Annotated in this window: 13 protein-coding genes and 2 other annotated features; of the genes, 12 read left to right on the top strand and 1 reads right to left on the bottom strand. The window is 34.9% G+C overall.

Annotation, left to right across the window (positions count from 1 at the left end; genetic code table 11):
* Window positions 1-131 precede the first annotated feature (131 nt).
* From NSQ69_RS09865 to NSQ69_RS09900, 8 genes are all read left to right on the top strand, one after another.
* Complete coding sequence (locus tag NSQ69_RS09865; protein WP_002031356.1) at window positions 132-1,892, top strand: ABC transporter ATP-binding protein; 1,761 nt, start codon at window positions 132-134, stop codon at window positions 1,890-1,892.
* An 86-nt stretch (window positions 1,893-1,978) separates the two neighbouring features.
* Window positions 1,979-2,656 carry an envelope stress response regulator transcription factor HitR gene (hitR, locus tag NSQ69_RS09870; RefSeq protein WP_002126920.1) on the top strand — a complete coding sequence of 226 codons (678 nt, stop codon included), beginning with the start codon at window positions 1,979-1,981 and terminating at the stop codon, window positions 2,654-2,656.
* Window positions 2,653-3,726 (top strand): envelope stress sensor histidine kinase HitS, encoded by a 1,074-nt coding sequence (gene hitS / locus NSQ69_RS09875; protein ID WP_016126786.1) that lies wholly within the window; start codon window positions 2,653-2,655, stop codon window positions 3,724-3,726. The genes hitR and hitS overlap by 4 nt, the downstream gene beginning before the upstream one ends.
* A 168-nt stretch (window positions 3,727-3,894) precedes the next feature.
* Window positions 3,895-4,614, top strand: coding sequence for a 3-ketoacyl-ACP reductase (locus NSQ69_RS09880; protein ID WP_000818985.1), 720 nt, complete (start codon window positions 3,895-3,897; stop codon window positions 4,612-4,614).
* A 149-nt stretch (window positions 4,615-4,763) separates the two neighbouring features.
* Complete coding sequence (locus tag NSQ69_RS09885; RefSeq protein WP_002168605.1) at window positions 4,764-5,435, top strand: O-methyltransferase; 672 nt, start codon at window positions 4,764-4,766, stop codon at window positions 5,433-5,435.
* A gap of 133 nt (window positions 5,436-5,568) precedes the next feature.
* Entirely contained in the window at window positions 5,569-6,447 is an 879-nt protein-coding gene (locus NSQ69_RS09890) for an aminoglycoside 6-adenylyltransferase (RefSeq protein ID WP_078203180.1), read from the top strand.
* Window positions 6,448-6,607: 160 nt separating this feature from the next.
* Entirely contained in the window at window positions 6,608-7,438 is an 831-nt protein-coding gene (locus NSQ69_RS09895; protein WP_002031366.1) for a peptidoglycan-N-acetylglucosamine deacetylase, read from the top strand.
* Window positions 7,439-7,508: 70 nt separating this feature from the next.
* Window positions 7,509-7,847 carry an SdpI family protein gene (locus NSQ69_RS09900; RefSeq protein WP_002012358.1) on the top strand — a complete coding sequence of 113 codons (339 nt, stop codon included), beginning with the start codon at window positions 7,509-7,511 and terminating at the stop codon, window positions 7,845-7,847.
* A gap of 44 nt (window positions 7,848-7,891) precedes the next feature.
* On the opposite strand, the gene NSQ69_RS09905 is transcribed toward NSQ69_RS09900, so the two are convergent.
* Window positions 7,892-8,500, bottom strand: a complete 609-nt coding sequence (locus NSQ69_RS09905; protein ID WP_002126927.1) for an NUDIX hydrolase — start codon at window positions 8,498-8,500, stop codon at window positions 7,892-7,894.
* A gap of 81 nt (window positions 8,501-8,581) precedes the next feature.
* On the opposite strand from NSQ69_RS09905, the gene NSQ69_RS09910 reads away from it, so the two are divergent.
* The 4 genes from NSQ69_RS09910 (at window position 8,582) to thrB (ending at window position 13,428) form a co-directional block, all read left to right on the top strand.
* The gene (locus tag NSQ69_RS09910) at window positions 8,582-9,220 is read left to right on the top strand and encodes a pyridoxamine 5'-phosphate oxidase family protein (protein WP_002012360.1); all 639 of its coding nucleotides are present in this window, start codon (window positions 8,582-8,584) and stop codon (window positions 9,218-9,220) included.
* Between the two features lie 236 nt (window positions 9,221-9,456).
* Window positions 9,457-9,688: a binding site (T-box leader), on the top strand.
* A gap of 116 nt (window positions 9,689-9,804) precedes the next feature.
* Window positions 9,805-10,036: a binding site (T-box leader), on the top strand.
* Window positions 10,037-10,191: 155 nt separating this feature from the next.
* On the top strand, window positions 10,192-11,487 hold the full coding sequence (locus NSQ69_RS09915) for a homoserine dehydrogenase (RefSeq protein WP_002126929.1): 1,296 nt from the start codon (window positions 10,192-10,194) through the stop codon (window positions 11,485-11,487).
* Window positions 11,480-12,538, top strand: a complete 1,059-nt coding sequence (gene thrC / locus NSQ69_RS09920; protein ID WP_002126930.1) for a threonine synthase — start codon at window positions 11,480-11,482, stop codon at window positions 12,536-12,538. The genes NSQ69_RS09915 and thrC overlap by 8 nt, the downstream gene beginning before the upstream one ends.
* Window positions 12,535-13,428, top strand: a complete 894-nt coding sequence (gene thrB, locus NSQ69_RS09925; protein ID WP_341099207.1) for a homoserine kinase — start codon at window positions 12,535-12,537, stop codon at window positions 13,426-13,428. Before thrC ends, thrB begins: the two co-directional genes overlap by 4 nt.
* The last annotated feature ends 83 nt before the right edge of the window (window positions 13,429-13,511 follow it).

Here is a 13,511-nt window from a genome sequence, read left to right on the forward strand (position 1 = left end):
TTGTTGTAAAGATGAGTTTATATGTATATTTTGTAAAATTAGAAAAAAGTGTGTTTACATTCAGTTTACATTTATAGCGTATTCTAGTTTTAGAAAGAATAGTTTTGTTTATAACGAGGAGATGAACGACAATGGAAGTTAGGAATACAGAAAAGAAAAAAGGGAATTGGAGGCAGTTTTTACGTCTCATTCAAGATACAAATCCACCGAAAGGCATTCTTATTTTTGCATTAATAATGAGCTTACTTTCTACTGGAGCGAGTTTGTTTATTCCAATGCTGACAAAAGGTTTAGTTGATAATTTTTCACTTTCTTCAATTAGTACGGGACAAATTGTTGGATTAATTGCATTCTTTATTATTCAAACAATTGCTGCAGGATTGTCAATTTATTTACTGAATTATATTGGACAAAAAATTGTAGCTGGACTTAGAGAACGATTGTGGAAAAAGGTACTTATTTTACCAGTGTCTTATTATGATCAAAACAGAACGGGAGATACAATTAGTCGTATGACAAATGATACAGGTGTTGTTAAAACATTAATTTCTGAGCATTTGTCAAACTTATTAACAGGAGGTATCTCAATTATTGGGTCATTAATTGTATTATTTGTTTTAGACTGGAAAATGACAATTTTACTTTTAACGGTTATTCCATTATCGGTACTAATTTTAGTTCCACTTGGACGGAAAATGTATAAGATTTCAAAAGCACTTCAAGATGAAACGGCTTCTTTTACTAGTGTATTAACACAAGTACTATCAGAAATTCGTTTAGTAAAATCTTCAAATACGGAAAAAAAAGAATATGAAACAGGTAATACAGGTATCCAAAAACTATTGCAATTTGGTTTGAAAGAAGGAAAAGTGCAAGCATTAATTTCACCTGTTATGTCGTTTGTTTTAATGGCATTGCTTGTTATTATCGTAGGGTATGGTGGAATGCGAGTTTCTAGTGGTGCATTAACAACAGGTGAACTTGTAGCATTTATTTTGTATTTGGTTCAAATTATTATGCCAATGAGTCAGTTATCAATGTTCTTTACTCAGTTCCAAAAAGCAATTGGTGCAACCGAAAGAATTAATACGATTTTAGAATATGAAGTAGAAGATCATGAAACAGGTATGAATGTTACAAATGCGAAGCAGCCGATCGTTATTGAAAATGTACATTTTGAGTATAACGAAGAAGAGAAAATCTTGAAAAATATCGACTTCACGATTGAATCTGGAAAAGTAACGGCGATTGTAGGACCAAGTGGTAGTGGAAAAACAACTTTATTCTCGCTGTTAGAACGTTTTTATGAGCCAACTAGTGGTTTCATAAAATTAGGGAAAGAACCAATTACAGCATATTCATTACAATCATGGCGACGTCAAATTGGTTACGTTTCACAAGATAGTCCGTTAATTGATGGAACGATTCGCGATAATATTTGCTATGGTGTTGAGGGTGAAGTGACGGATGAAGAAATTGAAAAAGTAGCAGCGATGGCGTATGTTGATGCGTTTATTCATGATTTACCAAGTGGATACGCAACAGAAGTTGGAGAGCGTGGTGTGAAGCTTTCTGGAGGGCAAAGACAACGAATTGCGATTGCTCGAGCGTTACTACGAAACCCACAAATCCTTATGTTAGATGAAGCGACGTCAAGTCTTGATAGTAAATCGGAATCGGTTGTTCAGAAGGCGTTAAATAACTTAATGAAAGGTAGAACAACTTTAGTTATTGCGCATAGACTTTCTACTGTTGTAGATGCAGATAAAATTATCTTTATTGAAAAAGGGAATCTTACAGGAAGTGGCTCACATGATGAGTTATTACGGACACATGACATGTACCGTGAATTTGCAATGCAACAATTGAAAATTAAAGAAGGAGCATTATAGAATGAAAACAATCAGTGAAGGGGCACTTCACTGATTGTTGATTTTAGAGTGCTAAAAAGTATGTTAAGCAGAAAGGATATGATTCCTTGATACCCAAAATTTTAATTGTAGATGATGATCCGCACATTAGAGAACTTGTTTCTGTATTTTTGGAACGAGAAGGTTTTCAAACATATGAGGCCGTTGATGGATTAGATGCTCTTCGAAAAATAGAAGAAGTGAGAGTCGAAATGGCGATTATTGATATTATGATGCCAAATATGGATGGGTTTGATTTATGTTATGAATTAAGAAAATACTATGATATCCCAATTCTTATGCTGACTGCTAAAGGTGAAACATCTCAAAAAGTAAAAGGATTTCACCTCGGAACAGATGATTATCTTGTAAAACCATTTGATCCTTTAGAATTAGTTGTGAGAGTGAAGGCATTATTGAAACGTTACCAAATTACAGTATCGCAATCTATTCAAGTTGGGAATGTACTGTTAAATCGTAAAACATTTGAAGTTAACGTTGGAGAACAAACGGTGACGCTGCCGCTAAAAGAATTTGAGTTGCTCTTTACATTAGGATCTAAAGCGGGGAGAACTTGTTCAAGAGAGCAATTAATAGAAGACGTATGGGGATATGATTTTGAAGGGAATGAACGCACGCTAGACGTTCATATTAATCGGTTGCGTGAAAAGTTTCAAGAAGAGTTATCGAAGTTTAGTATAAGGACGATAAGGGGCTTAGGGTATCGCTTAGAGGTAAGTAAATGAGAAAAAGAGAAAGAATGAGTAAGATGAAGATGTTAAAAGTAATGGGGGCGATAGTAGCGCTCTTTACTTTTCTTACTATAATTTGGTCAATAGCCTTTTTTGTATCGTCTAGTGTAATGAAAGCTTTTGAAATAAACGTATCGCCTTTTATTACTTTTCTAATTAGTGATATGGTCGGCTTTGTTTTTATCGTTCTTATTTGGACATTAATCGGAATTTTAATGAGACCGAAGCGAGAGGCGATGATTTGGACGATCATTGAACCGATACAAAAAATTGCAAAAGGGGACTTCTCTGTAAAAATACGGAATGAAGAAAAGTATGATGGCGAAATTGGTGTGCTTGTAAAAAGTATTAACGATATGACGGATGAACTTAATGCAATGGAGAAAATGAGACAAGAATTTGTATCGAATGTTTCTCATGAAATACAGTCGCCATTAACATCTATTAAGGGATTTGCTCGAGCGCTACAAGATGATAATCTACCAGTTGAAAAAAGAAAACATTATCTTACTATTATTGAAACTGAAACAACGCGATTATCTAAATTGAGTCAAAATTTATTGAAGCTAACAATTTTAGAGTCAGAGGAGTATTCACCAGAAAGAGCTACTTATCGATTAGATCAACAGTTGAAACAAATTGTGTTAAATAGTGAGCCTCTTTGGGATGAAAAAGGACTTGAGCTAGATCTTGATATGGATAAAGTGTGTGTTACTGCAGACAAAGAAAGTATGAGCCAAGTATGGATAAATTTAATTCATAACAGTATTAAATTCACACCAAATGGTGGCACGATTACAATTCATTTAAAAGAACATAAGGAATTCCTGGAAGTAAGTATTCATGATACGGGAATTGGTATATCCGAAGAACAGAAACAACATATTTTTGAACGTTTTTATAAAGCGGATTCTTCACGAAACCGTGCTTATGGAGGAAGTGGATTAGGTCTAGCAATTGTAAAAAAAGTACTCGACCTTCATCAAGGAAAAATAAAAGTTGAGAGTGTAGAAGGAAATGGTACAGAATTTATTGTGCGTATTCCAAATCATGAAGAAAAATAGTGTTAGAAGGAGGCCTTCTAACACTATTTTTCTTTAAAAATGCATTTACCATTACTATAGTTACCTATAAGTAACCTACGCACATAAAAGTGCATCATTGCCTTTTTGCATAAACATAGATACACTTTTAATATAATAAACAACTGAGATGATTAAGGAGTGTTATACTTGGCAGAATTATTACAAGGAAAAAATGCTTTAATTACAGGAGCAGGTAGAGGGATTGGTCGTGCTGTAGCGATTGCGTTAGCGAAAGAAGGCGTAAATGTAGGTCTTTTAGCTCGTTCAGAAGAAAACTTAAAAGCTGTAGCGAAAGAAGTGGAAGCAGAAGGTGTAAAAGCTGTTATTGCGACTGCTGACGTATCTTCATATGAAGAAGTAACGACTGCAATTGAAACATTAAAAAATGGTTTAGGATCTATCGATATTTTAATTAATAACGCTGGTATTTCTAAATTCGGTAAGTTTTTAGAATTAGACGTTGCTGATTGGGAAAAAATCATTCAAGTAAACTTAATGGGTGTATACTATGCAACTCGTGCAGCTTTACCAAGTATGATTGAACAACAATCTGGTGATATTATTAATATTTCATCTACAGCAGGACAAAAAGGTGCACCTGTAACAAGTGCATATAGTGCTTCTAAATTTGGTGTTCTTGGTTTAACAGAATCGTTAGCGATGGAAGTTCGTAAACATAATATCCGTGTAACAGCTTTAACACCAAGTACAGTAGCAACTGACATGGCTGTAGACTTAGGATTAACTGATGGAAATCCTGATAAAGTAATGCAAGCGGAAGATATTGCAGAGTTTATCGTAGCGCAGCTGAAATTAAATAAACGTACATTTATTAAATCAGCAGGACTTTGGTCTACTAATCCGTAAGGGATAAATATAAAATACAAAGAAGGGACATCTATTCTGTAATAGAGTGGGTGTCCCTTCTTTATTTTTTGTGTATGAAACGGAATTTTCGGTATAATTAAATTTGAATGGTAGATAAGTATTAAAAACTTGAAGGGGATGGTATTTCCATGAGTACGATTGAGAAATGGACGGCTGTTGATCAATATATGAGTGATGTATTAATACCGAAAGACTCTACATTAGAAGAAGTTCTTCAAGCAAACGCTGCAGCTAATTTACCGGCACATGATGTATCGCCAACTCAAGGGAAGTTTTTACAACTATTAGTACAAATTCAAGGAGCGCGTAAAATTTTAGAGATTGGCACTCTAGGCGGATATAGTACAATATGGCTTGCAAGAGCATTGCCATCTGGAGGGCGAATTGTTACATTAGAAGCAAGTGAAAAGCATGCTGAAATTGCACGGAGCAATATTGAGCGTGCCAATTTGAATGATAAAATTGAAATACGATTAGGATTAGCGTTAGATTCTTTAAAACAAATAGAAAATGAGAAGTATGAACCATTTGATTTTATTTTCATAGATGCGGATAAACAAAATAACCCTGCTTATTTTGAATGGGCACTGAAACTATCACGCCCTGGTACTGTAATTATTGGGGATAACGTAGTACGTGAAGGTGAAGTTATTGATAATACTAGTAGCGATCCTCGTGTACAAGGGATACGCCATTTCTATGAGCTAATAGCTGCTGAGCCGCGTGTAAGTGCTACTGCGCTTCAAACTGTAGGAAGTAAAGGGTACGATGGGTTTGTAATGGCAGTCGTAACAGAGTAATCTAAGGAGGAAAAAGGGATGAAAAAGAAGTTTCAAAAATTATAACGTGTATCTTGTACAACGAATTTAGCTCGTGGACCTCCAATTTACATAGCTTTATATTATATATTAAAAACTTGGAGGCTATAAGAAGATGAGAACTGAAAAAGAAATGTTAGACTTAATTATAAATACAGCAAAAGAGGATGAAAGAATTCGAGCTGTCATCATGAATGGGTCACGTGTGAATCCAAATGTGAAAAAAGATTGTTTTCAAGACTATGATATTATTTATGTTGTAAAAGATATACAATCTTTTACGTGTAATCATAGTTGGATTAATAGATTTGGAGAAATAATGATTGTGCAAATGCCGGAAGAAATGTCTTTACTTCCAGCTGATAAAGACGGGAAATTTCCGTATTTAATGCAGTTCATGGATGGGAATCGAATTGATTTAATGCTAGTTCCAGTTGATTTAATAAATAAATTTATTGGACAGGATAGTTTAAGTAAATTACTACTGGATAAAGACAAATGTATTGGAGAATTTCCGCCAGCAAGTGATAAAGATTACGTTATAAAAAATCCTACAGAAAAAGAGTTTTTGGATTGCTGTAATGAATTTTGGTGGTGCAGTACAAATGTAGGAAAAGGATTGTGGCGCGAGGAACTTTCTTATGCGAAAGGAATGCTTGAAGGCTCAATGCGTGATATGTTAATCGTAATGCTAGAATGGCATATTGGTATGAAAACAAATTTTACAGTGAATACCGGAAAGTTTGGTAAGCATTTCGAGCAATATGTTGAAAAAGATACGTGGGAGCAATTTAGAAAGACATTTTCAAATGCAGAATATGAAAATATATGGGAGTCATTCTTTGTAATGGGTGATTTATTTAGGGAAGTTGCGAACGAAATTGCTAACACATATGGATATCAATACCCGCAAGATGATGATGACAAAGTGACAAGCTATTTAAAACATGTGAAAGTTTTGCCGAAAGATAGTACATCGATTTATCCCGCATAAACGGGCAGTAAAACCCCCACTGATTAAAGTTTCACTTTATTAATTGTATAAAGCAGTAAGACTGTCCTAATTACGGACAGTCTTATTTTTGTTCATGAATAAGAATTTCTCTAACAAAGTACAGATGAATCACATATGAAATTTTAGGGAGGTTTTTATCATGTATTATTTTTACGCACCAGAAATGTTCGTTCCATTTCATTGGGGACTAGAACGAAATGTTTCGTATGCTTATATGCCATATCATTCATTTTATTATGGAAACTATATAGACGCAGTGCCGTATGTATTAAATGTTCCGCAAAATGATCAAGTCAAAGTGAAGGAAGAGAATCGGGGGTCATGGACACCTTTTTCATGGGTTGAAAAATATGCGTATGCATTTTCAGGACCATACAATAAAGCGGAAGTAGCTCTTACATTTGATGATGGACCAGATTTAGTATTTACGCCAAAAATTTTAGATAAGTTAAAACAATATAATGTAAAAGCTACTTTTTTCTTACTTGGTGAAAATGCAGAAAAGTTTCCGAATGTAGTAAAGCGTATCGCGAATGAAGGGCATGTAATTGGTAACCATACGTATAATCATCCGAATTTAGCGAAAGTAAATGAGGCTGAATACCGTAATCAAATTATAAAAACGGAAGAAATATTAAATCATTTAGCTGGTTATGCACCGAAGTTTATACGTCCACCATACGGTGAAATACTTGAAAATCAATTGAAGTGGGCGACAGAGCAAAATTTTATGATTGTACAGTGGAGTGTTGATACAGTTGATTGGAAAGGGGTAAGTGCTGATACAATTACAAATAATGTGTTAGGGAATTCATTTCCAGGAAGTGTCATACTTCAACATTCGACTCCAGGTGGACATTTGCAAGGATCTGTCGATGCACTAGACAAAATCATTCCGCAGTTAAAAACGAAAGGGGCACGTTTTGTAACACTTCCAAGTATGTTCCAGACATCTAAAGAGAGAAAATAAAAATGTTAATAATTGGGATTTTAAGAGTTGTATAGTATAATGAAGGTGTAAGTTAGGGGGGATATAATTGATGGATGCACTAGTAAACATAGGAATGAGCATATTGATTGGCATTATATTTATACTTGCGGCACTTATTCTTCAAAAAAATCCACCGACGGATATTAACGCAGCATATGGTTACCGTACGAAACGGTCTATGAAAAATAAGGAATTATGGGATGCAGGTAACAAGTATAGTGCAGAAGTGATGAAACAAAATGGATTCATTATGATGTTAATTGGAAGTGTTATTAGTATACTGTTTAGATATCCACATACAATGATAGCGATTATGATTGTTATGCTGTTGTTAATTATACGATTATTTATACGAGTAGAGAAAAAATTAAAGATACTTGAGCAATAAAAAAATAAGACTCCCGAATAAAGTAAGCTGGGAGTCCTATTTTTTTATAAACTATTTTTGTTTAGCAATTCTTGTCCTTGCACTATAACAAATTCATAGTATTCAAGAGCATAAGGATAAATATCTTCAAATGTTATCGTTATCGGATTACTGTTTAAAACAGAATTAGTCGTTAAAGATGAAATCTCTCTTCTTAATAGTTGTAGAAAAGAAGTTGCATGTACTTTCATCACATCGTCTACTTCTTCACCTGGTGCAAATGGAAGTGGCTTTATTACATTGTGAAAATACATATGACAAAATTCACGATCAGTAAGATTTGAAATTTCATAATCTATTTTATAGATTCCTTTGTATGTTAGATCAGTAGTTTGAAAGAAAAGTCCTAATTCTTCTTCAATTTCACGAAGACCGCCAATTTGTACATCTTCATCATGCATAATGTGTCCAGCTGATGTAATATCCCATATATTCGGAGCTTCTTTTTTATTTTTAGAGCGTAATTGGAAATATAAGAACATATCCTCAGCATCTTTTTCTACAAACCAGCAATGAAATGTTTCGTGCCAATCACCGTCACGATGCACGTCATCACGTAATTTCTTTCCAAGTGTATTTCTTTCAGGATCAAATATTGTTAACCACTCTGTCATTTTAATTCCCCTTTCTGCAAATTTTATTATACAATATTTGTATTGAATTTTGGGAAAATAAAGAAAAAGGAGTGATTATTAGTGAAGATAGAGAATAAGGAAATAAAATCAATAATTTCAACTGAGGAAGAATTACGACAAATATTGGGGCAACCAAGTGAACGGGCTTTGAAAAAAGTTATTTCATCACTTGATCACCATTGTGTAGATTTCCTGTCTAAATCGCCTTTTCTAGTATTATCTACTGCAAATAAATTCGGAGAGTGTGATGCTTCGCCGAGGGGAGACGCACCTGGATTTGTATATGTATTAAATGAAAATAAAATTATCATCCCAGAAAGACCGGGTAATCGTCGTATAGACTCTATTTTAAATATAATTTCAAATTCGCACGTAGGGTTAATCTTTTTTATTCCGGGTCTTGGGGAAACACTCCGAATAAACGGTAAAGCATATATTACGAACGATGAAGAAATTTTGAAAGAAATGCAGGCGAATGGACGCAATCCATTACTTGGAATTGTTGTTGAAATAGAAGAATGCTATATTCATTGTGCAAAAGCTTTTATTCGTTCAAAAATGTGGGATCCAGAGTCATGGTTAAATAAAACAGAGCTACCTTCAGCACCGAAAATGTTAATGGAGCATGCGAAAGTGAATGCTTCAGAAGAGGAAGTTGCACGTTCTTTAGAAGAAAGTTATAGGGAAAGATTGTATTAAAAATTATTTTTTAAATATAGTGTTGAAGTATGAAACTCTAAACGTTTTAGAGTGAGACTTTAACTATGAATATTGCTAATTTGTATGTGATGAATATATGTGCAAGAGAATAAATCTGTATTAGATGATTTGTTATTTTAAAATATAATTATTCATATTCTTAAAAATTGTGAAGAAAAATAGGCTTGCTTTTTGAAAAGTTGATAACTATAATAAGTTAACAAATAGACATGAACGAAAAAGTAACGATAAGGACATGAGATGATTTTTACGGTTTACAGAGAGGGAAGACAAGGCTGTGAGCTTCCTAACACGAAAAATGATCTTACCACCTTTGAACTTCAATAGTGAACGAGTAATCTAGTAATTATTGACGGTATCAGCCGTTATCTGAACTTGAGCAATCTAGAAGAAAGTAAGTCTAGGTTGGAACAAGGGTGGAACCACGAAAACACATTCGTCCCTTTCCTAGGGATGAGTGTGTTTTTTTTATAGTTTTTAAGATTGAAAATTTAAAATAATTAAAAAATAGTATTGATTTTGTTTTTTATGCGAGTATAATGAGTTAACAAATAAACATGAGCGAAAAAGTAACGATAAGGACATGAGAACATTTTTACGGTTTACAGAGAGGGAGGCCAAGGCTGTGAGCTTCCTAACACGAGAAATGATCTTACCACCTTTGAACTTCAATAGTGAACGAGCAATCTAGTAATTATTGACGGTATCAGCCGTTATCTGAACTTGAGCAATCTAGAAGAAAGTAAGTCTAGGTTGGAACAAGGGTGGAACCACGAAAACACATTCGTCCCTTTCCTAGGGATGAGTGTGTTTTTTTATTACTTTGAAAGGAGGTGCGGTAACATGAAACGATTAGTACGTACGGAAATAACCACCACCTGCATGATTAAAAAGCAGAGTAAGGTGATTCACAGGTGTAACAATTAAACTATTTAGGAGGAGATTAGAAGATGAATAACGTTATTAATGTTGGGGTATTAGGATTAGGTACTGTCGGAAGTGGTGTTGTCCATATTTTGAAAGAACATTATAAAAAAATCACTCTTGATACAGGATATGAAGTAAAGGTAAAGACAGTCGTTGTACGTGATTTGGAAAAGGAACGTGATGTTTGCATTGATGGAATCGTAGTAACAAGTAATGTCGATGAAGTTCTAAATGATTCAAATATTGATATTGTAGTAGAGGTAATGGGCGGAATTGAAGAAGCGAAAGAGCATATTGTGAAGGCTTTGCAAAGTAAGAAACATGTCGTAACAGCAAATAAAGATTTAATGGCTGTATATGGTGCGGAGCTTCTGCAACTGGCAAATAAAAATGAATGTGACCTATGTTACGAAGCGAGTGTAGCCGGTGGGATTCCAATATTAAGAGGATTATCAGACGGGCTAGCTTCAGATCAAATTGAAAAAATAATGGGAATCGTAAATGGAACAACAAATTATATGTTAACAAAGATGAGTCAAAATGGATGGTCGTATGAAGAGGCTTTACAAGAAGCGCAAAAATTAGGGTTTGCAGAATCAGATCCGACAGCGGATGTAGATGGACTAGACGCTGCGAGAAAGGTAGCAATTCTTGCAAACTTAGGTTTTTCGATGAATGTTTCTTTAGATGATGTTCAAGTTAGAGGTATTCGAAAGGTTGAAAAAGAAGATTTAGAGATGGCCGAAAAATTAGGATTTACAATGAAATTAATTGGTAAAGCTGAAAAACAAGGATCATCCATTCACTTAAGTGTAGAACCGACTTTATTACCACGTCATCATCCGCTATCGAATGTGAATAATGAATTTAATGCGGTGTATGTTCACGGTCAAGCAGTAGGAGAAGTGATGTTTTACGGACCTGGAGCTGGGAAGTTACCAACTGGTTCTGCTGTAGTAAGTGACATTATTTCAATCGTTAAAAATATGAATCAAGTTCCGAAAAATAAAAGTGTATTAAAAGAACCGGAGCCGTATGAATTACAAGGAGATGAAGAAGTAGTTTCAAAATACTTTTTGCGCATTTCATTACGAGATGAGCCTGGAATGTTTAAAAAAATAACAGAATGTTTCGTCGATTATTCTGTGAGTTTAAAAGAGGTAATTCAATTACCTTTGAATCGTGAGCTTGCAGAAGTCGTTGTTGTGACGCATCAAACTTCAAAATATCAATTCGAGCAAGTTTTAGGAGCGATAGAAGATGTCGCAAGTGAAATAAACAGTTACTACATTATTGAGGAGGAAAAACAATATGTATAAAGGACTATTAAAACAGTACGCTTCTTATTTACCGGTGAATGAAAACACACCTGATGTCAGCTTAATGGAAGGGAATACACCCCTGATTCCATTATTAAATATATCAAAACAATTAGGGATTCAGTTATACGGAAAATATGAAGGAGCGAATCCAACGGGTTCTTTTAAAGACCGTGGTATGGTAATGGCAGTTGCAAAGGCGAAAGAAGAAGGTTCAGAGGCTATCATTTGTGCATCTACAGGTAATACATCAGCATCAGCTGCCGCATACGCGGCACGCCTCGGAATGAAATGTATTATCGTAATACCAGAAGGAAAGATTGCGCATGGGAAATTAGCGCAAGCAGTTGCTTATGGAGCGGAGATCATTTCAATAGAAGGGAATTTCGATGATGCACTTAAGGCTGTAAGAAATATTGCTGCAGAAGAGCCGATTACATTAGTAAACTCAGTAAATCCTTACCGAATTGAAGGACAAAAAACAGCAGCATTTGAAATTTGCGACCAGTTGGAAAATGCACCAGATGTTCTAGCTATTCCGGTTGGGAACGCAGGGAACATAACAGCATACTGGAAAGGATTCTGTGAATATGAAAAAGAAAAGGGTTATAAAAAACCAAGAATTCACGGCTTTGAAGCCGAAGGAGCAGCTGCAATTGTAAAAGGGCATGTAATTGAAGAACCTGAAACGATTGCAACAGCGATTCGTATTGGTAACCCAGCGAGTTGGTCGTATGCAGTAGAGGCTGCCGAGCAGTCTCATGGTGAAATAGATATGGTGTCAGATGAAGAAATATTACATGCGTATAGATTGTTAGCAAAAACTGAAGGAGTTTTTGCAGAGCCAGGATCAAATGCTTCATTAGCGGGCGTCATTAAACATGTGCAATCTGGAAAAATCAAAAAGGGAGAAACGGTTGTTGCAGTTTTAACTGGAAACGGTTTGAAAGATCCTGATATCGCAATTTCTTCTAATAAATTTGATATTGCAAGTGTGTCAAATGATATAGATCAAATTAAAGATCATATTAAAGGGGTGATTATGTCGTGATACCATTGAGAGTACGTGTCCCTGCTAGTACAGCGAATGTCGGACCTGGATTTGATTCAGTAGGAATAGCATTGTCATTATATTTAGATGTGGTGGTAAAGGCGGAAGCAGATAAATGGCAAGTAATCCATTTCTTTGAAGATTCAATTCCAACAGACGATAAAAATTTAATTGTTAGCACGGCATGTAAAGTGTTTCCTTCTTTATCACCCTATATAATAGAAGTTACTAGTAATATTCCGCTGACAAGAGGTCTAGGAAGTAGTGCATCAGCAATTGTAGCAGGAATAGAGCTTGCGAATCAGCTTGGAAACTTGAACTTAACAATTGATCAGAAAGTTCAAATTGCTACAAATTTGGAAGGACATCCAGATAATGTTGCTGCTTCTATTTTAGGTGGAACTGTAATCGGAGCGCTGGATGGAAAGAATGTTTCGGTTGTAAGGATTGAAAGTAAGGAATTAGGCGTAATTTCTCTTATTCCAAATGAAGAGCTAAATACGGAGGAAAGTCGATCTGTATTACCAGAGATGTTTCCGTTTCATGAAGCGGTTAAGGCTAGTGCGATAAGTAACGTATTAGTAGCTGCATTATGTCAAAAGAAGTGGGAAGTTGTAGGTGAAATGATGGAACGAGATCATTTCCACGAGCCATATCGTTTAGAACTTGTACCGTTATTACCATCAATTCGTAAATGTGCAAAAGAATTCGGAGCATATGGCACAGCGCTTAGTGGTGCGGGACCATCCATTTTTATTTTAACTCCGTACGAGAAGCGTAAAGAAATAGCTGACCAATTAGCGAGAGTATTTGCAGCTATGAAAGTATGTGAGCTTGAAATTGATCATAAAGGGATTACTGTAAATAAGGAAGAACATATTGGATTATAAAGAAAGCTAGCATAGCTAGCTTTCTTTACGTTATGGAGAATCTATTTTAAAGGGGATTTTTCGGAATGAACATTAAATTTAGA

This window comes from Bacillus sp. FSL R10-2201 (assembly GCF_038008665.1).
Lineage (GTDB): Bacteria > Bacillota > Bacilli > Bacillales > Bacillaceae_G > Bacillus_A > Bacillus_A mycoides.

Bases quoted from the DNA above. Each gene is read 5' to 3' on its own strand.
- NSQ69_RS09890 (WP_078203180.1), top strand. From the start codon at position 5,569: ATGAGAACTGAAAAAGAAATGTTAGACTTAATTATAAATACAGCAAAA.
- NSQ69_RS09895 (WP_002031366.1), top strand. From the start codon at position 6,608: ATGTATTATTTTTACGCACCAGAAATGTTCGTTCCATTTCATTGGGGA.
- NSQ69_RS09900 (WP_002012358.1), top strand. From the start codon at position 7,509: ATGGATGCACTAGTAAACATAGGAATGAGCATATTGATTGGCATTATA.
- hitS (WP_016126786.1), top strand. From the start codon at position 2,653: ATGAGAAAAAGAGAAAGAATGAGTAAGATGAAGATGTTAAAAGTAATG.
- thrC (WP_002126930.1), top strand. From the start codon at position 11,480: ATGTATAAAGGACTATTAAAACAGTACGCTTCTTATTTACCGGTGAAT.
- NSQ69_RS09915 (WP_002126929.1), top strand. From the start codon at position 10,192: ATGAATAACGTTATTAATGTTGGGGTATTAGGATTAGGTACTGTCGGA.
- NSQ69_RS09905 (WP_002126927.1), bottom strand. From the start codon at position 8,500: ATGACAGAGTGGTTAACAATATTTGATCCTGAAAGAAATACACTTGGA.
- NSQ69_RS09885 (WP_002168605.1), top strand. From the start codon at position 4,764: ATGAGTACGATTGAGAAATGGACGGCTGTTGATCAATATATGAGTGAT.
- NSQ69_RS09865 (WP_002031356.1), top strand. From the start codon at position 132: ATGGAAGTTAGGAATACAGAAAAGAAAAAAGGGAATTGGAGGCAGTTT.